Genomic DNA, 20,676 nt, shown 5'->3' with positions numbered 1-20,676 from the left:
GGCTGGGTATGGTCCGTGGTGGGTTTGTCAGGCGCCGGTAAAACGATGCGTCGGGCCGTGTGGATCCTCGCAGTGCGCATGCTCGCCGGCTGCATCCTGCCTGCCGATTTCGGAGGCTTCGTGGTCGAGCTGCAACGTGGTGTGGGAGATGCCATATTCGTGGGCCAGCAGCTGCGCCAAGTCGTTTCGGGTGGCGTGGCAGTCGCGGCCCGGCGCGACGATCACGTGCGCCGACAGGGCCGGTTCACCTGAGGTGATTTCCCACACATGCAGATCATGAACTTCCACGACGGAATCGTGAGCGGCCATGGCCCGCCCGATCGAGTCCGGATCGATACCTTGGGGCGCGGCCTCGAGAAAAACGAGGCTAGCGGCCCGCACCAATCCGATGCCGGCTCGCAGCATCAGCGCCACCACGACCAGCGTGGCGATCGCGTCCGCACGCCCGAACCCGGTGACCATGATCATTACCCCGGCCACGGCGGTGGCGATGAAGGCGAACAAGTCGTTGAGTATGTGCTGAAAAGCGCCCTCGACGTTCAGGCTGGCCCGGTTGGCCCGGCTGATCATCCACGTGGCCACCAGGTTCACCACCACACCGACCAGCGCAGTGACTAGCACCAGTGCGCCTGTGACCTGCGGCGGATGGATCAGCCTTTTGATCGCCTCATACGCCAGCCATGCCGCCAACACCAGCAAGGTCACGCCGTTGGCCTGCGCGGACAAAATCTCCACGCGCCGCCACCCGTAGGTCATCCGCCCTGCCGCCGGCCGCGCGGACAGCCGAATCGCCCACAACGCCAACGCAATCGAGGCCGCATCGGTGAGCATGTGTGCCGCATCGGAGAGCAACGCCAATGAGCCCGCGATGATCCCCACGACCACCTCACCCAGCATGAACCCCGCGATCACCGCCAGCGCACCGCCCAGCCATCGCCGGTCAGAATCTGCCGATGTATGCCCGTGGGTGTGGCTATGGTCCGCGTTCATTGACGTCCCCCGGCTGCCCGATCCATGTCGACAAACTATGCGTATATCGCGATATATGCAATGACCGTGCCGAGTATTGCGGTGCCGTTCATCCGGCCCGGGCCTAGCATCCGCAATCCTCGCCGCGCCACGATCGCCGCCCTTGCCAGACGGCGACGGCGGCGATGCCCAGCCCGATGGCGGGGTCTAACCACCATCCGTTGCGCCATGCGAGGGTGACCGCCAAGCCGAGGAGGACTGCGGCCGCCTGTGCGGCGCACAGATAGTTTTGGATGCCCTTGCCGATCGTGGCGCCCGAGCCCAGCCGTGCGCCGAGTTTCTGTTGCGCGCGGCCCAGGATCGGCATCTGCACCAAGGCGGCAGCCGTCAAGACAACACCGACCAGCGACGTGTGTGACACGTGCTCTTTGAGTAGATGGTGCAGGGATTCAGCGGCAATGTAGGGGGCGCTGAGCCAAAACGACACCGCTACGCCACGTTGCGCACGGAGCTCGGCCGTCTCGGACAAGGTTCGCGTGCCGCTGAACCGCCAAATCACGACCAGGCTGGCCATCGCCTCGGGCGCGCTTCCTAATGCCCATGCGGTCAGTGCGACAGATCCTGTAGCCACGCCCTGCCACAGGCCGAGGGCCCCTTCGGCGACCACAAAGATCAGGCTGACCCAAGCCAGCCATCGCGCCCATCGTGCGGCAGCGTGCCATCGGGAATCGCGTTGAAATGTCATCGCTGTTCTCGAAGTGGTCGTGCTGCAACAGCTAAGGTCGTCGCTTCCCGGGGTGGCGGCTGATCCAAACTGCGTCATGAGACTCGCTCCACGAGTGAGCCGAGCGCGCCGTTAGACTCGCGGTGACAACGCTGCGAAATACACGCCGTTGGGCCGATTGGCTCGGTGCCTTTAGCGATGAATGGCGCCGCGCTCATTAGTACGCCGCGGGCGGCGACTGAGTCAACTATTTCCATGACTGGCTCTGCGGGTTCAGCGGTCCGCTGACGGGCGGTGTCACGAACCGCGGCCGGAGACCGGGCGCGATGGTGTGGTGGCGCATCAAAATCCTCCCGAACGACAAAGGCATTTGACGAAACGACTCAGGTGGCGTCGCTTCACTGTTCTTAGACGCGGCCGACTGGCCCTGGGCCGCATGGTGAGTGAGGACGCCAGATAACGCGACGCAGCTTGGCTGCCGGGTCAACTCATCGAAAATATCGACAGGTCTTCGACCCAGCCCGCGTGAAAGAATGCTCGTCAATCAAGCAGCGGGATTACCGGTAGACCGTGCAACGCCGTGTGATGTGGCGTCGACCTATCAGCGTCGTGCGAGACAAAATCGTGTTAGCAGGTCTTGACCGGCGACGGGTGTAGCGGGCCCTCGGGGTGGACCTCGTTTGGCCTGTCGCGCCCACACAAAGCAATAACCGACAACGGCCACCGCCGCGACCCCGGCGTACACCAGAAACGCGTCATCCCAGCGCGGGACATCCGCCACCGCCGTCGCTACGAGGCAGGAGTGCGACAGCCCGCTGTCGCACTGCGCGTGATCGCCATCAACCGCTAGTGCACCACTCGATGAGCTACCCGACTGCTGAGCCGCATCAACCGTGGCGGCCGCGTGCCACGCGTGCTCGGCGGCACCACCCAGCAACCAGAGTGCCGCGATGATGGCGATGGCCGATCGCAGCAGGGGAAGCTTGAGAAGGTCGCTATGCACAGTGCTTCCAAATGTAGCAGCGCTAGGCGTGTGCCTCCGACATTGCAACCTGGGGGGCTGCTGTGTCTTTCAGATCGAAACTGCGGCGTGTGAGGCGCTCGTTTCTTGTTGAATCCTGAATGGCGGTGTTGGTTCTCCTTCGGCACAATGGAGGTTCGCTGAGGCAGCCAAGCTCCGTTTTGTGTCTCCGAGATGCACAATGCCCGAATCGCTTGCTTGGCGCTCAACGCGTGGCTGAATCACCCAGGATGCTAGAAAAATCTGGAATCTCGACGCCTACCTGGTCCAGGTAGGCCCACTGACCACACCGGCGCTTCCCGGGCCGCCAGGCGCCTCCGAAACGCGGACCGCCAACCTCAATAGCTGACGTGGACGCGCATTCGTAGCGCGAACGCCATTTCGACTGGTTTGTGCCTACATAAGGAAGGAATAGGCAAGGCAGTGGGCGGGCGGCGGGATTGACCAAGCTGGCGGCGATGAGTTCGGAGGCGCCCGAACATGCGGGTGGTGCCGGCCATGGGACTCGCACCGGGCGGCGGCGCGGGGCAAAAAGTAGAGCGCAGCTGACGGTCAGTACACGACGACGGCCCAGCGGCAATTGTTTCCATAACCGAATAAGAGCGTATCGGGTCGTTACCCGACATGGTCGCCGAAGTCGTGGCGGGCGATCGAAGCGATGCGTCGGTGCGACAATTGCGTTTCGACGGTCTCCCAACGGCAGGAAACGAACACGCCGGCAACACGTTGATTGGGTTTCGCCGCCGTCGTGATCAGACATCCGACATTGTGTGTCGGCCATGGGTAATCTACTATGTGCGTACGTAGTTAGTGTATGACGGCGACCGACGTCGAATGCTGTGCGGATCGGAGGGTGACGGTGCGGGTGCGGGGCTTCGGGGAGTTGGAAGCGGTGGTGATGGACCGCATCTGGGACCGGGATGGAACCACGACGGTCCGCGAGATTTTTGACGAGCTGGCCGCTGAACGCGAGATCGCCTACACGACAGTGATGTCGACCATGGACAACCTGCACACCAAGGGGTGGCTGGCGCGTGAGCGAGATGGCAAGGCCTACCGGTACTGGCCGGCGTTGACCCGCGAGCAGCACAGTGCGCAACTGATGCGCGAGGTGTTTGACGCCGGGGGGCGCTCTGAACTGGTGCTCAGCCACTTTCTCGAACAGATCAGTCCCGAGGAATCCGCGCATTTGCGTGCTGCGTTGCAGCGTCTGGCCAGAAGAACCCGGCGCAAGTAACCATTACCGGGCCGCCAGAGTGCTGCCTTTACCGCATCGAATAGGGCTGCGTTGCAGACGTATTGTTGAAAGTCATCTCGTGATCGCGGGCCGCTATGGTGGTCCCACGGGCCCGCCGGCCCCGTCCATCACGTCCTGCATCGTCGTGGTATCCCGTCGTGCACGAAACCACTCACCTCGCGGGCATGAGCTCGGATGGTGCCAGACAACGCGGGACCAGACGTTCTTACGGCGATGGTGGCCCCTGCGCGTCGCCGTAGGCGGCAGCCACCCCAGTATCGCGGTACAGCGTCGGCGGGGTCGAGCTCATACCAAACGAACTCCGCGCTGCGGTCAGCTACCCCAAATCATTTGTACACGGTCAATTACTCGCGCAGTCATCGCATCTCGCCCGCCTACATCAACCGGCGGTAAGATTCATCCTCTTCCGTATCGCCGCGCGCATGAGGTGATCCGACCCGAGCAAACGCGCCATCTCCTCCCGCTGACGGGCCGCTTCGTCCCGCGCCGCTAAGGTGAACCGCAAGCACCACGGCCGCGGTGATGACACCCAAAATCACCATCACCCCCAACGTGTTGAATAACGCGCTACACCAAACCCAGCCATCGCCGCCATACGACATCATCAGCGTATTACCTCCGTCTCGTTACCGATCACCACGCGACTGCGGGATTTGAAAGCCGATACTGCCCCAACCGTATCGCCCACCTAGACGGCGACGCCCCGCCAGAATCGGTCGGGCGACGGAGTCCGATATGCATTTCTACTATCTATGTACACAGATAGTAGATCAATTCGAAATTTCCGGCAACGGACCAAGATGATGCGGCTCTGGCCGCGTCCGGCTACTCGTGTCACGGGCCAAGCCGGTCGCGCGACGATGAACACGTTCGGCCGCGCGTAGTCGAGGAGTCGGACGAAACAATCGTGACTACGGGATATGAAACTGCGTCTACGTACCGACTGTCGTAGATGATCAAGGTGGTGACGCTTCGGCTGGTGAACTTGCCAGGTGCTTCCCTCGTGATATAGCAGGAGGTGATGAAGTGCCCAAGGGTCATCGGCGGATCGGATTTGCAAGCGGCGGTGACAGTTCGCGACGTCGATCAGGCTGCCGTCTTGTGACGATCCGCGTTGCGATTGATGGGTGGCGCTTGTCGTGCCAAAGTCGTGGTCTGGGAAACGCTACTCCGGGGGACCTCGGAATCGCTGAGGGACCGGTCAAGTCCCGATTGCGCTATGTCGCTCGGGCACAACGGCTTTCGCTGCAAGAGGACGGGATGACACGTTGACCGCGCTACCGGCGATTGCGATGCCAGCTGGCGGCGAAAGCCAAATGATGCAAGGCAATTGGCTCGAGACCAAAAGCCGTCCGGCAGGCCGATCCGTGTGCCTTCGAGCCCGAATGCCTGCTAGTAGCTAGGGATGGAGGGCGATGATGATATCGTTACGCGGACTTGGCCCGCCTGGTGACAACCACCTCCACGTGATGTGGGATGCCGCGTACGTCTTGGGATCACTGTCGGCCACCGATTGGCGGGAATTCGAGGCGCACATGGCCGGCTGCCCGCAATGCCGTCAGGCCGTTGCCGAGCTCAGCGGCATTCCGGCCATGCTGGCACAACTCGACCGCAGTGAGGTTTGTGCGATCAACGAGGCAGACCACCCATCCGGAGCAACCGAGATGCCTCCAGAGTTGCTGCCGTCGATGCAAGCAGCGGTCCGTTTACACCGCGTTCGAAGCCGCAGGATGACCTGGGTGGTCTCGGCAGCCGCTGCCGTCATCCTGACGATCTGTGTGCTAGTTGGGGTTCACGGCAGGTTCCCGACATCGCCGCCACAGACGGCCCTGCCGGCACTGCCGATGGACCAAATCGGGACGACCCTGTTGGCATCGACGGTCGCTTAGCGGCCAGCAGTGGGGTACAAACATCGCGCTGAATTTCGTGTGCCTAGCTCCACCCGATGCTCCTCACGATACGGTGGCGTTGGTCGTCGTCAGCCGCGACGGCAGCCTGACCCGGCTGGCGACGTGGGTGGCGATCCCAGGCCATACGGCGGCGCCCACCGGCAGCATTTCGATGCCAGTTACCCAGATCGCCACAGTACAAGTTGTTTTGGCCGACAACGGCCACGTGATGCTCCAGCGCTCGATCTAGCCTCGACAGTAGCCGCAACAATGGTGATGCGACGCGCAGCGCTACGGCCCCGCCTCGAAGTTGTTCTGGGTCGGTATGAGTTCTCCGGGCTGGACGGTGCCGTAGGTCAGGACGATTTCGTCGTGCGCGTTGAGGGCGTCGTGCGCGTTGAGGGCACGGCAGCAGGGTTGCCGCTCATGGGATCGCCGTTAAGGAAGTCCCGTAGCGTCTTCGGTCACCGGCGCGTAGCCCGCCGATGCTGTCAGTGGACAGGCCCACGCCCAATTCTGTAAGAACTCGTCGAGGGTAAACGTTCCTTCACAGGCTATTGATATGAATCACTGCGTCAAGGCGTGCGTGTGCACGAGGCCGATTCTCCGACGGGCGACGCCGATCATCGCTGGACCTCGACGGTTACTCAGACCGGGGAGGCCTGTGCGCTTTATCGTTTAATCATCTACTATATGTGTACGTAGATAGTGCTGCATCGGTGACCCCTGAGGGATTGGCGCCGCTGACAGATAGGAAAGAGGATTGCTCCGTCGCAACCCGCATACTGGTATTCGATGCTGGCAGCGAATCTGATCGGGTCGAGTCCACAATATTTCCGAGGCGTTTGACCAGCTGGCGCGAACGTCAAGGGTGGAACGGCCTTCCAAGCAACGTAATATTATCTAGCGAAACCCGGAGATGCACATGACTGAAACACCCCAAGCCCCAAGCGAATCCACGGCCGGAAAACCGAGCCCTCGATCCAGCCGTCTAGGTCAGGTCGCGGCAGTGGTGGGAATCACCGCCGGTGTTGTCTTCGTCGTGGGTGCGGTGTTTTTTTCGGGCTTGTTCCTTGGCTCCCGCTGGGAGCATCACAGCGGACCGCAGATGATGCGCTGTGAGATGGGCGGGTCTGGCGGCGGAATGGGAGGCATGATGGGGCCCGGTGGCATGGGGCCGATGATGCCTGGCCAACCGCCGTCGTCGACGTCGACTACTCCTTCGGTCCCGGTCACGCCGCGACCGTAGCCGAATGGCCTAGCAACCGCATCCAGAGGTTCCTAGGCCACGCATTAACTCTGAAACCGTTCCGCAGCAGAGAAATTCGTGCTCGAAGGACAGCCGGCTCGCGCGCGTCCGTCCATGACCGCCCACGCGCGTGGCTGCTACTCCACTGGTCGTCTCCTTCGGTTGGCCGCAAATCAACTGCGCAGGGTGCATATGGAATTCGGTGGCAATAAGAGTCCATCCGTCACCCGGGTCGCTATGTCAACATGAACTGGGGTATGAATTGGCCCACTTAGGATGCTTGAGGATGCCGGGTGAGCGAAGCTGGGTGTATGCGTGCAGAGCTACTCACGAGCCCGGGGTGTCCAAATGCGGCGTTGGCTCGGCGCCTGCTCGTGGACTGTCTGTCCGAGGTTGGTTTCGCTGAGCGAGTGGTGGAAAGAGTCGGTGCATATCCATCGCCGACCGTGCTCGTTGATGGTGTCGATGTCATGACACCGGGTGCCCCATTGATCGCCAATGCGTGCCGGCTGGACCTCCCGACCAGGGAGCGCGTGCTGGCGGCGCTGAATGATGCTCGGCGCCGTTAGCCTGATCGACGCGCCCGCGGCACGGATTCAGCGGGGCTGAGACGTTAGATTTCGGGTCTGGGCCAGCCGGTAGGAGGCGGTGCCGGTTCAATAATGGCGCCGCCGAAGGTAAGTCGGGCGAATGGCGGCGCAGAAGCGTGGGGCGGTAAACGGTTTGTCCACCGTGAGGAGGCTTCGTTGCTGGCGATCGCGATAGCGTTCTTTCCTCCGCTGGTCAAAACCTGGAAGAGCAGGTCGGCGCTGCACGTGCCTAGTTCCGTGTAGCCAATCAAGCAGCAGAAGATCCACACGCCCCTGGCAGTAGGTGGCCTTGGTCAGTTGTTTGTCGTCGGCGGCTTCGACGAGCTCGTTGACCAGTCATGGCCAAGGTGTAGCCCGACCTGTCACAGACATCCGCAAGTCTGACTCGATGAACCCACTACTGCCTACGCAAACGCGCATGAGCCCTGGGAGACCGTGCACGTGCTGGTCCCGCCAGGGTACCGATCTAGCCACGGGCGTCCGTGAGTTCGGCGGCTTCTGGGGCGTCCAGGTCGTTTTCCAAGATCCAGCACACGGTGGAATGGTCATGTTTGGTCGGCGCATGGCGTGATGCACGGTCGAGAAGGGTCTGCAAGTGGCCCTCAAGCGCGACGAGTTCGGCGATCTGGGCGCGGACTTGGTCAAGGCGGCTATGCAGGACTTGGCGGACGTGCCCGCACGGCACCTCGCCGCGGTCATGAATCGCCAGGATTTGGCGAACCTTCTGCAGGGTCAACCCGGCCGCTTGACCGCGATGGATGAACCGCAGCCGATCCACGATCTCGGGTCCATAGTCGCGATACCCCGAAGCGCTGCGGGCGGGCGACGGTAACAGCCCCGAGTCCTCGTAGAAGCGGATCGTCTTGGTGCTGGTGTTGGTCAGTTTGGCCAGCTCGCCGATCTTCATGCGCCCTCCTTGACCTTCCAGTGCACTGGAAGGATAACACTGGATTCATGGCAATCGCGAGCAGCGGAGGTGCGCTCAAGGTTGACGGTTGGTTTCGGTGAGTCCAGAAGTCACCTCGGTGCCAGAAATTGTTGCCGGCTTGTACGCCAGTAATTGGCCTATGACGCCCGCGGTAATGGCTTGATGGTCTCTTCAGCCCGGTCATCACGGCGGACACCACCGAAGTTGAACCCACTGACGGGTCAACGATTTGCATGACATGAAAGGGACTACTCGGAATGGTGTTGCACGGATTCTTGGTGAAGGCGGTACCCACGCTGGTGACCGGCGTAGTCGGGGTTGCCGCGTATGAGGCACTGCGCAAGGCGGCGGGGAAGGCTCCGTTGCGGAAGGCGACGGTCATCGCTACCGCTTGGGGCATACGCGTTGTCCGCGAGGCCGAGCGCAAGGCCGGGGCGGGCGCCGAGCAGGCTCGACTGACGGTCGCCGACGTGGTGGCTGAGGCCAAAGAGCGCGCCGGGGAGGAAGCTGGACCACTGACGGTGGTCGACTCGAGCGACGACAAATGACTACTGGGGTCCTTGACGGCGACGTCGCATTGAAAGTTGTATCCGATGCGTCGGGGCGGATGCGTGTGCGCGTCACCGGGTTTGGTGTGGACGCGATTCGGGCCGTTGCGATCGAGGAGATGGTCTCCCAAGTGACCGGCGTGCAGGCCGTGCAAGCGTATCCGCGTACCGCATCCGTGGTGGTCTGGTACATGCCCCAAGCCTGCGACACCGCTGACGTGCTGTCGGCGATCGCCGAAGCCGAGCACATCCCCGCCGAATCGGTGCCCGCGCGGGCCCCGCACTCGGCTGATATTCCAAAGACCGGTGTGCTGCGACGAATTGCCAGTGGGATCGGGTTGGCGCTGTTCGGCTTGCGCCGTGATGTGCAAGACCGTACTACGGACGGCGAGAGTTGCGGCGGCTGCGGGTCCGGGCCGGTCATCGGGAGCGAGTTGTCGCCGGACGAGCAGGGTCGGCGCGAGCGGCGCAAGTGGTGGCGGCGGGTGTGGTTGGCCTTCCCGCTGGGGCTGGTAGCGATGGCTTCGACAATGTTCTTCGGTGCCTACCCTTGGGCGGGGTGGTTGGCGTTCGCCGCGACGGTGCCGGTGCAATTCGTCGCCGGGTGGCCGTTCCTCCGGGGGGCGGTCGAGCGGGCACGGGAGTTGACCTCGAACATGGACACTCTGATCTCGCTGGGCACATTGACCGCGTTCGTCTACTCCACTTATCAGTTGTTTGCCGGTGGGCCTCTGTTCTTCGACACCTCGGCGCTGATCATCGCGTTCGTGGTGCTGGGCCGCTATTTCGAGGCCAGAGCCCAAGGCAAGGCGCGCGAGGCGATCAGCAAGCTGCTGGAGATGGGTGCCAAGGAAGCCACGCTGCTTGTGGACGGCGAGGAGCGCCGCGTGCCGGTCGATCAGGTCCGCGTCGGAGACTTGGTGCGCGTGCGGCCGGGGGAGAAGATCCCGGTCGACGGCGAAGTCATCGACGGGCGCGCCGCCGTCGATGAGTCGATGCTGACCGGCGAGTCCGTCCCGGTCGAGAAAACGGTGGGTGACCATGTTGCCGGCGCGACAGTCAACACCGATGGGCTACTGACGGTGCGCGCCACGGCGGTCGGAGCGGATACTGCGCTGGCGCAGATTGTGCGGCTTGTCGAGCAGGCGCAGAGCGGCAAGGCCGCGGTCCAGCGGCTGGCCGACCGGGTCTCGTCCGTGTTCGTTCCGGCCGTTATTGCTGTTGCCGTCGCGACGTTTGCGGGGTGGACGCTGCTTGCAGGCAACCCGATCGGTGGCATGACCGCGGCGGTGGCGGTGCTGATCATCGCGTGCCCGTGTGCGCTGGGCCTGGCCACCCCCACGGCAATCATGGTCGGCACCGGCCGGGGCGCAGACCTGGGAATCCTGGTCAAGGGCGGCGAGGTGCTCGAAGCCTCGAAGAAGATCGACACGGTGGTGTTCGACAAGACCGGCACCCTCACCCGCGCCCAGATGCGGGTGACCGAGGTCGTTGCCGGCAAGCGGCGCAAGCCCGATCTGGTGCTGCGGATCGCCGCCGCAGTCGAGTCGGGCTCCGAACACCCGATCGGTGCGGCGATCGTCGCCGATGCGCATGAGCGGGGATTGGAGATCCCGGCCGCCACTGCGTTCACCAACGTCGCCGGGCACGGGGTGCGCGCCGAGATTGACGGCAGGCCGGTGTTGGTTGGGCGGCGCAAGCTCATCGACGAGCACGATCTGGAGCTGCCCGACCACCTGGCTGCTGCCGCCGCAGACCTCGAAGAGCAGGGCCGCACCGCGGTATTCGTCGGCCGCGACGGTCACGTGGTGGGCGTGATCGCGGTGGCCGACACGGTCAAAGACGACGCCGTCGACGTGGTCCGTCAACTGCACGCCATGGGTCTGCGGGTCGCCATGATTACCGGCGACAACGCCCGCACCGCGAACGCAATCGCGAACCAGGTCGGCATCGACCAGGTGCTGGCCGAGGTGTTGCCGGAAGACAAGGTCACCGAGGTTCGTCGGCTCCAGGACGAGGGCAAGGTGGTCGCGATGGTCGGCGATGGCGTCAACGACGCCCCCGCCCTGGTGCAGGCCGACCTCGGCATTGCCATCGGCACCGGCACCGACGTGGCCATCGAGGCCTCCGACATCACCCTGATGTCTGACCGGCTCGACGGTGTCGTGTCTGCGATCGGACTCTCCCGGCAGACCCTGCGCACCATCTATCAGAACCTCGGCTGGGCCTTCGGCTACAACACCGCCGCAATCCCACTCGCCGCGCTCGGCATGTTGAACCCGGTCGTGGCGGGTGCCGCGATGGGGTTCTCCTCGGTCAGCGTGGTAACCAACTCGCTGCGGCTCCGCCGCTTCGGTCGCGAGGCCCAGCTGGGCGTACGCAAATCAGTGGTCGCTCTGAAATGAGGAGCCATGCATTAGGCGTTGCGCCACGCCGTATGCGATTTCGACGCGGCTCCGCTGGCCTGCAAGGCATTTCGCGGCTGACCCTGGGGCACGCAAGATTTCGCGAACGATGCAGCCCTGAACAGCCGAATGGCACTGCACGCTTGAGTTGATAAGGAAGTGGAGACGTACGTCGGCCTCGCCGATGCTGCGGGCGCGAAAGGACTGTCGGAAGCGGCTTCCACACGCTCAAATCCGGAATAGCGTGGCGGAGAACAGGATAGACATACCGATGGCCATCCCTGCCTGACTCAGGTTACCCAGCGACCTGAAGAGTGACGGCTCATGCTGACGTTTGACGAAGTACCAATAGGTCCAAAAGAGCGCCGCAACCGCGAAACCGACGGCAGCGAGCCAGTTCACAGCGCTAAACCATACAGGCGGTCCGCTGCTTGCCGGCATGGCCGTGCCGGCCATGTCCATGCCCGGCATAGACGACATAGCTGGCGGAACGTGGTGCTCGGTGCCCGTTCGGGCCGGATACCACCGAGCGTTCATCATGGCGTACATCCAGCCCGTCGCCAGCATCATCACAGTGTGATACCCGTACCTAACGCGCAAGGCGGTTGTTCGGGCCACAGCGAAGGCCATCGTCACGAACGTCATGGCCGCTAGCAGAAAAAACACTGTAGCTCCGGTCGAAGGCAGCTGTGCGCCCGACGGCGGCCAGGCCATCATCACCATTGCCACTGCCATGACGAAATGCAGCCCGTGACTGACGACCCAAGTCCACGGTCGGCGTTTGCCGACGATCGCCAGCACGCATTCGGTGGCGGTCAGGACGAACAATCCGGTGACGACCCAACGAAGTGCCAAGTCATGAATCATGCGATACCGAGCCGCTCCCATCGATGTCAGAGAGGACGCCAGTGGTCATTGTGTCGTCCGGCGCTTGCCAGTCACGCGCGTGGCACGAACACGCGCCAGGCTCACCGCTCTCGACGTGGCCCCACCGCGTAGAGCATTGCGATCGCGCGGCCCCACCGCGTAGAGCATTGCGATCGCGCGGCCAATCCCCAATTGGCGTGCTGTCCAAGACTTTTAGACGATGCACTCCGAGCCGTGCTACCGCGCCGTATACCTTGCCCGCGACGCGGGGGCTCCAGGCTAAGATCGCGCGCATCGTCGTCCATACAGGTCATAGCCATCGTTCATATGTGTCACCGTCAAACCCACCTTTGCCCTGAGGCTGTCGTCGTACTTGCTGGGCATCGCGCCATCCTTCCCAAGCAAGAAAGTGCGCACGAAACTCGGGACTGTTAAGTTGCGCCGCGCAATACGCCGAGGCGTTGGTTAGGAAGGCGATAGTTTCTGCCTGTTCAGCCACCTGCTTGCGGAGTCGCACCAATTCCGCTCGCTCCTTGGGTAAAAGCGGTTCACCACTGGGATCACCTTGTAACCCGCCAGCACTGTCTGCAGACATCCGCCACCGTTCATCGCGCACCCATGTGTGCAGCACGCTGTCATTCAAGTTGAGCTCCCGGGCGACGTCGACGACCCGCTCTTTTCCATCGATGACACGATGTGCGGCCGTAAACCTGTACTCAGGAGTAAACGATCGCCGAGTTCGTCGCATTGCGCCATCCTTCAAGGAACACAAGTCCTGTCATCGCCGGTTCCCACCGCTTCATCGCAGTCCCATGACATGCCTCGTGCGTGCTGCTAAGACCCAGACAACTACCCGAGGCTACTATCTATGTACGCAGATAGTAGATACAGGACTGCACGACTGGCAATACCGATTTCGAGCCTTTTTGCAACCCGGCGATTTCACGGAGATCGATCCGCAGCCACTGCCGTGAAGGATGCGGCCGAGGAGCTCTGGAGAGGCTGTGCGGGTTAGGTGCAGTGGTCTTGGCGCTGGCGTTTGGGAGATCGGCCAACTCGCTAATCTTCGTACCACACCTCCTTGACCTTCCAGTGCGCTGGAAGGATAACACTGGGTGGTGTGCCACGGATCGGGAGGTACTGGCGGTGAGCACAACGATCGTTTCGGTACTCGAAATCTCGTGTGCTGCTTGCAAGTGCGCGAATGCTGACGCGATGACGGAATCCACGAACTCACCTGCGGGCCCCGATTTGGCCTCGGCTAGCTTCCTCAACCCGATCCTCACGAGCGCGGCAATGGAATTGTCTTCGGTCAGCGTGGGCGCCACTGCGGTGCGCCTGACGAGCTCCGACGAGAGCCCGACGGCACGATGAGCGTCGCAGTCTGCCTGCTGCTGTACAGCTTCGCTGTCGCGACGCTCTCACCGTGGGTGCTGCCTCGGTTGACCCATGCGGGTACCGTCCCGCGATTAGGGGTGGTTGCGTGGTTGGTGGTGATGGTCAGCGTTGTCGCTTCGTGGCTGGCCGCGACCGCATTCCTCATCGTGTCCCTCGTGCGTTATTGGCATGAGCCAGGTCGACTCGCCACCGCATGTTTCGAGTCGCTGCGGCGGCTGGTCGACGGCGGCGCCGCGATAGCGCTGCAGGTGGCCTTGCTTGTGCTGGCCGCGATCGCGGTCAGCACACTGAGCATGCTGGGTTGGCGCTCGGGCAGGTCTCTGTGGCGGGCACGCGCGCAGAGCCGCGGGCACGCCGAAAGAGCTCGGGTGATCGGCCGCCGCATCGATGGAGTGGATGCCGTCGTGGTGGACGCTGCCGAACGGGCCGCGTACTGCGTGGCCGGCCACCCTGACACCGTCGTCGTGACCAGCGCAGCGCTGGACTCGCTTACCGATCGCAATCTGCAGGCTGTGCTGGCACACGAACGGGCCCACCTGGCCGGGCGCCACCACCATGTTCTGGCCTTCGTGCGCGCCCTAGCGGTTGCCATTCCCGGGGTGCCCCTGTTCAGCACGGCCGATCGAGAGATCTCTCTGTTGCTGGAGATGGCCGCCGATGACGCCGCGGCCCGCAGATGCGGTTCGCTGACACTGTTGGACGCGCTGCTGGCATTGTCCATGGATGCCCAGGCGCCGCAAGGCGCCTTCGGGGCCACTGGAACGGACGTGCTGGCCCGCGCCGAACGTCTGGCCGCACCGGCCGCCGCTCGAAATCGGTGGAACAGCCGGCTGTTGCTAACCGCCGCAACCTTCCTCATCACGGGCGGGCCTCTGATTCTCGCCGCTCTCACTGCATCCAGCGCCATGTGGTGCCACCCGATAGCTATCTAAAGGCGAACGTCGGCCGAGCGCGTATCTACTTAATACCGAGTTGCGACGCTACCTCGGCGACAACCGCGCCTGTCGGAACGCCGCCTGCCGAGCCCTCGCGCGACAGGTTCTGCCTTTACGGCGCCATTACGGAAAACTAATCCCGACAAGCCTCGGCGCTCAGGGCCAAATCAATTGCGCGGCAACGTGATCAGCTTTCACCATCTGTATCACACTCCGCGGCCCGCCGCACTTGCTAATGTACCCAGCTACTAAGTACTATAGTAGACAGTACATATCCGCTCCGCCGGGAGGAGCCAAGGCCTCGCCAAGGGGAGCGATGGGATGGCCAAAAGAATGGAAGCACTGCCATGTTCGCCGGCATCACTAGCCACGCCGGCGCCCTGGTTACCGCCACTGTGGTGCTAGCCGGCACCGCAATCGTGGGCGCCGGCACAGTAGCCGCCGACCCCAACCAGGACGACCAGTTTCTGGCGCTGCTCGTTGAAAAAAAGATCCCCGCCCGCCGGAACGTGCCGAGCCTCATCGCCACTGCCCATAAGGTTTGTCGCAAACTCGATGGCGGCATGCCGGTGGACGACGTAGTGGACTTGATGAGGAACACTGCGTTCAACGTGGACCCGATCGAGCGCCAATACCCGCCCGAGCGCATCACGCGTACCCTCACCCGATTCATCACTGCGGCAGTGGAGGTCTACTGCCCGTACAACCAACAAAAGATTGATTCCATCACGGCTATGGCTAGTCGCGCGCCTGGATCGAATGAACCGACGCACCGGGTTGCCGCGTCGACGCACGACACGGTCAACTCAGCAAGCGGTAAGCGCGAGCCGCCGCCGCGGTTGGACACGATCAACATGCTCGCAGAGTGGCAGGAACCGATGGGCACCGTCGTGGTCCGGCTGCCACACTTGATAGACGGCGCCAAATTCGTGGCTGGCCGCTCTGGGAACGACCGGTCGGATGGTCACGCGCGGGGCACAAAGCTCGCCTCGCTGACCGGAGCGGTTCCCGAGGGAGATTCCGACTTGCCGAACCCGCCGCAGATTCCGCCACCACCGCCGCCCACGGCGCACAACCTGATCCCACCCCGGCCAAACGCGGCACCGCCGCCACCAAAACAGCCGCCGGCGCAAGAGCCCCCGCCGCCACCGCAACAGGCGGAACCACCCGCCGCCGCTCCTCAGCCGGGCGGCACTGCGGGCGGAGGCGGGGGCGGCGACGGCGGTGGAGGCATCGGCGGCGGTGACGGTGGTGGCAACGGAGGTGGCGGCCCGGTGGAGTCACCACCGGCGCCTCACATGCCGCCGGGCTTTGTCCGGCTCGCACCATGAGACAGCAACGGCCCGTCACCGCCGCCAAAGCCTTCCGATGGTCGCGTCGTTGGGTGTAGTCATGGTCTCGTGTTTAGCCTTCAGACGAAGCGGCCTTAGGGCAGTTATCGATTTGGCGTGAGCCATCGCGGCTTCTTATCGAAATCGGCCGCGACCCACCAGAAGGTCTCGTCATCGCTGAGTGGATACAGGCCGATATGTGTTTCGCCTCGCAGGTGGGCATCAACGACCTCAGGGGTCAGTGGTAGGTAAGGCGCGTCGGCGCGGTTCATACCCTTGCGCCAATATCGTTTGATCGCCGGCATCCAACCTGAACGGCCCTCTCGACGATTTTCCCAGCGCAGTGCGTAAACGTCGGTGCGACAACGGAACAAATCGAAAAGAACCGCACCTTATGAGCGGAGCTGGAGTCCATTGTCACCGGTGAGGCCGGCACCCCCGTCACCGTCGCCTGGTCACCGGAGGCCGCGCGTGCCTGTTCCTCACTCAATTGAAGGAGATGACGCAAACTCGCGTTGTCGGCACGCGCATGTCTAACTCACCGGGGAAACTCTCGACACCGCTAACGGCCAACTCCTTTGTGCAGCACACTGTTCGGCGGAAGGGCCTACTGCCGCCAACGCTCCCCGAGCGCTTTCGCCGCGGTGGACACCTTCATGACCAGACGACGCTCGCGGTTCGTGACGGGGACGAAATGGTAGTGCTCGTAGAAGGATTGCGCCTCGTCGTCTATGGCATCGACGACGATGAGCCGGCCGCCGCCGATTTCCGATGCGGCGACGGCTTTGCCTAGTGCGTCCAGAAGCAGCTGCTCGCCATATCCCTGTCCCCGTAGAGATGTGTCGATCGCCAGGCGGGCAATCAAGTATCCGGGTATGCGGGAATAGCCACCGGCCATGGATCCCGAGACGCCGTCGTCGTTGCGTACTACTTCGGTGGGGCAGATGGCGAAATAGGCACTGACTTTCGGTTCGCCGAGCGGGGTCCACACGTAGACGTGCGCGACCCCGCTGCTGTCCGCGCGACGGGCATGGGCGATGAGCCAGGTATTCAGCGACTCCTTACCGCAGTCGAACCCTTCCAGCGTGTGGGCGTCAGTGAGTCGCGCGGACTCGAACACAGTTCAACGCCTTGTGAAGACCGCTGGTTTCCGTGCGGCTGCCGCCAGCCGCGGCGCTTCGTCAGCAGCCTCGAGTGAGGACATCAGTTTGTCAAACTGTTCGGGCTCCATTGCCGTTACCAGCTCCTGGCGCAGGATGTCTTCGGCCCGTTGCATCGCAGCTTTCCGCACGAACTCCGAGGTCTGCTCATGGACAAGGTTGGCGGCGCGCTGGATGCGGTCCAAGGTCGCTTGCTCCGCGCGAAGCTCGATGCGCTTCGTTTTGACTGCCACAACAACACCTCCTTCTTCCTTCAGTTATCTGTGCTCGCAATTGCCGATCACTTCATTGTACGGCGAATGTACGTACACAGTGAGTATAGGTTGGGCCGGTACCGGGGACCACCTCGGGACCACACGTTATGCGCGAGGCCAAACGATCTGCACTTCCGTGAACGTCGCACACCGCGCCCTTGCAACGAAAACCGCCGACGACCTGCGAAAACACGCTACCGCTACTTCCTGGGGGTCAAGTGGTCGCAGGTTCAAATCCTGTCAGCCCGACTTTCACAAAGGGCGTCTGAGCTGGCCTTTTCCGATTTACTCGACTGCACGTATGTTCGACTAGCTCCGAAATTGTCACAGATTGTCACAAGGATTCGGTTCGTGTCACGCACACGTGTGCGAACGCGCTTAATCTGCCGCGCTTGACGCCGGCGGAGCAAAGCTGCGCGCCGCGATCTCCAGCGCCTCCGGCTGGGCGTGGACGTACGTGCGAAGCGTGAACGAAACGTCGGCGTGGCCTAGCCAGGCCGCCACCAACGCTATGGGAACGCCCTGCAAATGCATGAGCGTGGCGCAGGTGTGTCGGGCATCGTGCAGCCGGACTTGCGGCACGTCGAGGTCCTTGATGGCCGCCTGCCACATGGTGGACATTGTCGAGGGATGGTACGGCTCGCCGGCCTCGTTGCAGACCACGTAGCCGAGGCCCGCGTAGGCCTCGCCCAGGGCCAGCCGTTCTGCCGCCTGGCGGGCCTTGGCGGCGGTTAGTTCGGCCAGGAGGGTGTCGGGCAGGGGCAGCACACGGCCGGCTGAGGCCGTCTTGGGGTCGTCTTGGTCGAGTGCGCGACCTCCGACGTCGACACGAGTCTTTCCGATACGCACTGTCCGCTTGCCGAGATCGACGTCTTCCCAACGCAACCCCGCAATTTCACCGCGCCGCAGGCCGGCAAGCGCGAGATGCCATGCGTGCCGATTGCGATCATTCGCGATGCCGTCAAGAACGGTTCGGACCTGATCGGCGGTGAACGTCTCGAATCTTCTGGCCTTGCCCGGCACGCGATCAACAAGTCCGGCAACGTTTCTCGCTAACCGTCCTTCGGCGACCAGCTGGCCGAGGACCTGTGACAGGGCGCCAAGCATGTAATTGCACGATCGCGCGCTCCACGCTTTGCGCCCCCTGCCGCCTGGCCGCTGCAAGCTGCCGGCACGCAGCTTGACGATCAGATCGTCGATGTGTCGGCGGGTCAGGTCCTGGACGGCGAGCTCGCCGAGCTCGCTGCGCACCGGCTGCAAGACGTACTCGTAGCCAGCGGCAGTGGTGGGTCGGATCTTGTGGCGAGAACGCAGCCAGTCAGCACATGCCTGCTCCAGCGTGAGCGTGGACGGCTGCACGTAGGAACCCGCATTGACCTGGCCCTGTATCTCCGCCAGCGCGGCCCGCGCCTCCTTTTCGGTCCGGTAGCGCCGCCGCAGCTGCTTGCGTTTGCCATCAACGATGCCCGTGTCGACGGTCAACTGATACCGGACAACAGGCTTGCTGCCGGCGCGGCGAGCGAGCTCGACGCGTCGGATCTGAGGTGGCAGCTGGCGGCGCTCAGCCATCTTCAGTAGGTTACGACGCCGCTTCCGTATGCGCGGCGATGAAGCGGTGAATCTCCGCCGAGGTAACCCGGCGAGACGCTCCGATCTGAACCCACGCCAGCTCGCCGCCTTCGAACAGGCGATAGATCGACGAGCGTGAGATGCGAAGGGCTGCGGCTGCTTCGGAAACAGTGAGAAGCAAACTGCCGTTGATCGGCCGGCCCGTGAACGCGTTAAGCTCGGTTGGGCTTGGGGAGTTTGTCTGGGTCATGGGATCCCCTCGTGGTGAGTGCTGTTCCACCACTGTAATTCGCCCCGGGGACTACTTCGTGCGCCATTTTGGTGCGGCATCACTCATAACGCTTTACGTTAATAACGCCTGGCGTTACTATTGACCAGTGATCCGCTCCTTCCGGGACAAGGACCCTGAGGCGATCTGGCAGCGCCGCCACGTCAAGAAGCTCAGCCCGGAACTGAGCAGGCTTACATACAACAAGCTGGCTCTCATCAATGCCGCCGAGAGCATCAACGACCTTCGGGTGCCGCCAGGCAACCGGTTGGAGAAGCTGGCCGGCAGCCGCGCCGGCCAGTACAGCATTCGCGTCAACGACCAGTGGCGCATCTGCTTCACCTGGAGTACGCGCGGCGCCGGCAACGTCGAACTGGTCGACTACCGCTAGGAAGGAGAGACCGATGGCAGACTTCGCACCCACCCACCCGGGGGAAATCCTCAAAACCGAATTCCTCGACCCACTAGGCATTTCGCAGTACCGGATCGCCAAGGCGATCGACGTGCCGCCCCGGCGCATCAACGAAATCGTCCACGGCAAGCGCAGCATCAGCGCCGACACGGCGCTGCGGCTCTCGCGCGCACTGGGCCTGACTGACATGTTCTGGATCAACATGCAGGCGCACTACGACGCAGAAATCGTTCGCGAGCAGCTAGCCACCGAACTAGCGAGTATCGACCGCATCGCCTGACAAAGAACTTTGTCGGACGAGATTGCCTTTGTCACCGCCTGTCGCGGGAGCGTCTGCACTGTAGGGACAACACCAGAGCGATGACTCAAGCGTCAACACTGCGCCAGGGCCACCCAGGAAGCGGCTTCTGGCGGTTGCTGCAACAGGATTGTAAGGCAGAAGCGCTGTGGCTCATTGTGTTTAGGCAGAGCCTCGATTTTCAAGCTGGCTTATAGGCCCTCAGGAGGGCATCCGAGGCGACGGCGGTTGGATCCGTGCTCTTGGGGGCGGTGGACAATCTTCCTATGGGAGTAATCGATGACTTCTGGAACCAGGGCGCCGGCGCGTTACTGTCAAACTTTCAGCGCACTCGCACGGCGCACACGGATCCAGGGATCAAGGGTGGGGCAAACGAACAGACGCTGGGCGACTTCCTTAGCCAGAACATCGGAGCGCGGCGAATCGCCCTCAAATCGGCGATCATCGACTCGGAGGGGCGGCGCTCCGATGAAGTCGATGTCTCGATCGTTAACGAATATCAGCCAATTTGGACGGGTGACCGAGAACAGTTGGGTCTGCTGCACGAATAGGTGACAGTTTCCTTCATGCGGCCTGACTGGCCGATGTGGTCATGATTGCTTC

Annotated in this window: 20 protein-coding genes and 3 pseudogenes; 11 read left to right on the top strand and 12 right to left on the bottom strand. The window is 62.9% G+C overall.

Annotated features, from left to right (window positions below):
- Positions 1-27 precede the first annotated feature (27 nt).
- A complete protein-coding gene (locus DQP57_RS12875; RefSeq protein WP_008257362.1) occupies positions 28-990 on the bottom strand; it encodes a cation diffusion facilitator family transporter in 963 nt (320 codons plus the stop codon).
- Positions 991-1,093: 103 nt separating this feature from the next.
- Positions 1,094-1,714 carry a cation transporter gene (locus DQP57_RS12870; protein WP_020822717.1) on the bottom strand — a complete coding sequence of 207 codons (621 nt, stop codon included), beginning with the start codon at positions 1,712-1,714 and terminating at the stop codon, positions 1,094-1,096.
- Positions 1,715-3,573: 1,859 nt separating this feature from the next.
- Between DQP57_RS12870 and DQP57_RS12865 the strand changes: the two genes are divergently transcribed.
- The 3 genes and pseudogenes from DQP57_RS12865 (at position 3,574) to DQP57_RS12855 (ending at position 6,111) form a co-directional block, all read left to right on the top strand.
- Positions 3,574-3,951, top strand: coding sequence for a BlaI/MecI/CopY family transcriptional regulator (locus DQP57_RS12865; protein ID WP_033712913.1), 378 nt, complete (start codon positions 3,574-3,576; stop codon positions 3,949-3,951).
- 1,197 nt (positions 3,952-5,148) lie between these two features.
- Positions 5,149-5,244: pseudogene (locus tag DQP57_RS12860) on the top strand (sigma-70 family RNA polymerase sigma factor); the annotation flags it as partial.
- A 143-nt stretch (positions 5,245-5,387) separates the two neighbouring features.
- Positions 5,388-6,111: pseudogene (locus tag DQP57_RS12855) on the top strand (anti-sigma factor family protein).
- Positions 6,112-6,953: 842 nt separating this feature from the next.
- Here DQP57_RS12855 and DQP57_RS27000 read toward each other — a convergent pair.
- The 3 genes and pseudogenes from DQP57_RS27000 to DQP57_RS12840 all read right to left on the bottom strand — a co-directional run bounded on the left by DQP57_RS27000 (position 6,954) and on the right by DQP57_RS12840 (position 8,607).
- The gene (locus DQP57_RS27000) at positions 6,954-7,097 is read right to left on the bottom strand and encodes a hypothetical protein (protein ID WP_154074424.1); all 144 of its coding nucleotides are present in this window, start codon (positions 7,095-7,097) and stop codon (positions 6,954-6,956) included.
- Between the two features lie 609 nt (positions 7,098-7,706).
- Positions 7,707-8,036 (bottom strand): annotated as a pseudogene (locus tag DQP57_RS27640) (ATP-binding protein); the annotation flags it as partial.
- Between the two features lie 130 nt (positions 8,037-8,166).
- Positions 8,167-8,607, bottom strand: coding sequence for a heavy metal-responsive transcriptional regulator (locus DQP57_RS12840; RefSeq protein WP_008257349.1), 441 nt, complete (start codon positions 8,605-8,607; stop codon positions 8,167-8,169).
- Positions 8,608-8,885: 278 nt separating this feature from the next.
- Here DQP57_RS12840 and DQP57_RS12835 point away from each other — a divergent pair, with 278 nt between their 5' ends.
- Positions 8,886-9,176, top strand: coding sequence for a DUF1490 family protein (locus DQP57_RS12835; RefSeq protein WP_008257347.1), 291 nt, complete (start codon positions 8,886-8,888; stop codon positions 9,174-9,176).
- 59 nt (positions 9,177-9,235) lie between these two features.
- On the top strand, positions 9,236-11,581 hold the full coding sequence (locus DQP57_RS12830) for a copper-translocating P-type ATPase (protein WP_008257346.1): 2,346 nt from the start codon (positions 9,236-9,238) through the stop codon (positions 11,579-11,581).
- 228 nt (positions 11,582-11,809) lie between these two features.
- Here the strand turns inward: DQP57_RS12830 and DQP57_RS12825 are convergent, their stop codons facing one another.
- Together DQP57_RS12825 and DQP57_RS27635 are read right to left on the bottom strand one after the other, a co-directional pair.
- Entirely contained in the window at positions 11,810-12,448 is a 639-nt protein-coding gene (locus DQP57_RS12825; protein ID WP_008257344.1) for a DUF5134 domain-containing protein, read from the bottom strand.
- Positions 12,449-12,758: 310 nt separating this feature from the next.
- The gene (locus DQP57_RS27635; RefSeq protein WP_008257343.1) at positions 12,759-13,196 is read right to left on the bottom strand and encodes a transposase; all 438 of its coding nucleotides are present in this window, start codon (positions 13,194-13,196) and stop codon (positions 12,759-12,761) included.
- Between the two features lie 467 nt (positions 13,197-13,663).
- Between DQP57_RS27635 and DQP57_RS26865 the strand changes: the two genes are divergently transcribed.
- The 3 genes from DQP57_RS26865 to DQP57_RS12810 all read left to right on the top strand — a co-directional run bounded on the left by DQP57_RS26865 (position 13,664) and on the right by DQP57_RS12810 (position 16,112).
- The gene (locus tag DQP57_RS26865; RefSeq protein WP_154074423.1) at positions 13,664-13,822 is read left to right on the top strand and encodes a hypothetical protein; all 159 of its coding nucleotides are present in this window, start codon (positions 13,664-13,666) and stop codon (positions 13,820-13,822) included.
- The gene (locus tag DQP57_RS12815) at positions 13,819-14,778 is read left to right on the top strand and encodes a M56 family metallopeptidase (protein ID WP_008257340.1); all 960 of its coding nucleotides are present in this window, start codon (positions 13,819-13,821) and stop codon (positions 14,776-14,778) included. The genes DQP57_RS26865 and DQP57_RS12815 overlap by 4 nt, the downstream gene beginning before the upstream one ends.
- Before the next feature lie 350 nt (positions 14,779-15,128).
- A complete protein-coding gene (locus tag DQP57_RS12810; RefSeq protein WP_008257338.1) occupies positions 15,129-16,112 on the top strand; it encodes a DUF732 domain-containing protein in 984 nt (327 codons plus the stop codon).
- A gap of 104 nt (positions 16,113-16,216) precedes the next feature.
- Here DQP57_RS12810 and DQP57_RS27630 read toward each other — a convergent pair whose 3' ends face one another.
- The 5 genes from DQP57_RS27630 to DQP57_RS12785 all read right to left on the bottom strand — a co-directional run bounded on the left by DQP57_RS27630 (position 16,217) and on the right by DQP57_RS12785 (position 19,345).
- Positions 16,217-16,486, bottom strand: coding sequence for a TOTE conflict system archaeo-eukaryotic primase domain-containing protein (locus tag DQP57_RS27630; RefSeq protein WP_371277662.1), 270 nt, complete (start codon positions 16,484-16,486; stop codon positions 16,217-16,219).
- 233 nt (positions 16,487-16,719) lie between these two features.
- Positions 16,720-17,232, bottom strand: a complete 513-nt coding sequence (locus tag DQP57_RS12800; RefSeq protein ID WP_008257335.1) for a GNAT family N-acetyltransferase — start codon at positions 17,230-17,232, stop codon at positions 16,720-16,722.
- 3 nt (positions 17,233-17,235) lie between these two features.
- On the bottom strand, positions 17,236-17,505 hold the full coding sequence (locus tag DQP57_RS12795) for a DUF1778 domain-containing protein (protein ID WP_008257334.1): 270 nt from the start codon (positions 17,503-17,505) through the stop codon (positions 17,236-17,238).
- 399 nt (positions 17,506-17,904) lie between these two features.
- A complete protein-coding gene (locus DQP57_RS12790) occupies positions 17,905-19,095 on the bottom strand; it encodes a site-specific integrase (RefSeq protein WP_112633338.1) in 1,191 nt (396 codons plus the stop codon).
- A gap of 10 nt (positions 19,096-19,105) precedes the next feature.
- Positions 19,106-19,345 (bottom strand): helix-turn-helix domain-containing protein, encoded by a 240-nt coding sequence (locus DQP57_RS12785; protein ID WP_112633337.1) that lies wholly within the window; start codon positions 19,343-19,345, stop codon positions 19,106-19,108.
- A 127-nt stretch (positions 19,346-19,472) separates the two neighbouring features.
- Here DQP57_RS12785 and DQP57_RS12780 point away from each other — a divergent pair, with 127 nt between their 5' ends.
- The 3 genes from DQP57_RS12780 (at position 19,473) to DQP57_RS12770 (ending at position 20,624) form a co-directional block, all read left to right on the top strand.
- Positions 19,473-19,754 carry a type II toxin-antitoxin system RelE/ParE family toxin gene (locus tag DQP57_RS12780; RefSeq protein WP_112633336.1) on the top strand — a complete coding sequence of 94 codons (282 nt, stop codon included), beginning with the start codon at positions 19,473-19,475 and terminating at the stop codon, positions 19,752-19,754.
- A gap of 13 nt (positions 19,755-19,767) precedes the next feature.
- Complete coding sequence (locus DQP57_RS12775; RefSeq protein ID WP_112633335.1) at positions 19,768-20,055, top strand: HigA family addiction module antitoxin; 288 nt, start codon at positions 19,768-19,770, stop codon at positions 20,053-20,055.
- A 284-nt stretch (positions 20,056-20,339) separates the two neighbouring features.
- Positions 20,340-20,624, top strand: coding sequence for a DUF6602 domain-containing protein (locus tag DQP57_RS12770; RefSeq protein ID WP_112633334.1), 285 nt, complete (start codon positions 20,340-20,342; stop codon positions 20,622-20,624).
- Positions 20,625-20,676: the final 52 nt, after the last annotated feature.

This window comes from Mycobacterium colombiense, assembly GCF_003284935.1.
GTDB lineage: Bacteria > Actinomycetota > Actinomycetes > Mycobacteriales > Mycobacteriaceae > Mycobacterium > Mycobacterium arosiense_A.
Note: the sequence above shows the minus strand (reverse complement) of the source record. Positions and strands in the feature narration are given on the sequence as shown.

What these genes read in the sequence shown, in the direction of transcription:
- DQP57_RS12785 (WP_112633337.1), bottom strand. Translation starts at nt 19,345, where the DNA reads ATGACCCAGACAAACTCCCCAAGCCCAACCGAGCTTAACGCGTTCACG.
- DQP57_RS12770 (WP_112633334.1), top strand. Translation starts at nt 20,340, where the DNA reads ATGGGAGTAATCGATGACTTCTGGAACCAGGGCGCCGGCGCGTTACTG.
- DQP57_RS12775 (WP_112633335.1), top strand. Translation starts at nt 19,768, where the DNA reads ATGGCAGACTTCGCACCCACCCACCCGGGGGAAATCCTCAAAACCGAA.
- DQP57_RS12830 (WP_008257346.1), top strand. Translation starts at nt 9,236, where the DNA reads ATGCGTGTGCGCGTCACCGGGTTTGGTGTGGACGCGATTCGGGCCGTT.
- DQP57_RS27635 (WP_008257343.1), bottom strand. Translation starts at nt 13,196, where the DNA reads ATGCGACGAACTCGGCGATCGTTTACTCCTGAGTACAGGTTTACGGCC.
- DQP57_RS12870 (WP_020822717.1), bottom strand. Translation starts at nt 1,714, where the DNA reads ATGACATTTCAACGCGATTCCCGATGGCACGCTGCCGCACGATGGGCG.
- DQP57_RS26865 (WP_154074423.1), top strand. Translation starts at nt 13,664, where the DNA reads ATGACGGAATCCACGAACTCACCTGCGGGCCCCGATTTGGCCTCGGCT.
- DQP57_RS12875 (WP_008257362.1), bottom strand. Translation starts at nt 990, where the DNA reads ATGAACGCGGACCATAGCCACACCCACGGGCATACATCGGCAGATTCT.
- DQP57_RS12815 (WP_008257340.1), top strand. Translation starts at nt 13,819, where the DNA reads ATGAGCGTCGCAGTCTGCCTGCTGCTGTACAGCTTCGCTGTCGCGACG.
- DQP57_RS12810 (WP_008257338.1), top strand. Translation starts at nt 15,129, where the DNA reads ATGTTCGCCGGCATCACTAGCCACGCCGGCGCCCTGGTTACCGCCACT.
- DQP57_RS12790 (WP_112633338.1), bottom strand. Translation starts at nt 19,095, where the DNA reads ATGGCTGAGCGCCGCCAGCTGCCACCTCAGATCCGACGCGTCGAGCTC.
- DQP57_RS12835 (WP_008257347.1), top strand. Translation starts at nt 8,886, where the DNA reads ATGGTGTTGCACGGATTCTTGGTGAAGGCGGTACCCACGCTGGTGACC.
- DQP57_RS12825 (WP_008257344.1), bottom strand. Translation starts at nt 12,448, where the DNA reads ATGATTCATGACTTGGCACTTCGTTGGGTCGTCACCGGATTGTTCGTC.
- DQP57_RS12840 (WP_008257349.1), bottom strand. Translation starts at nt 8,607, where the DNA reads ATGAAGATCGGCGAGCTGGCCAAACTGACCAACACCAGCACCAAGACG.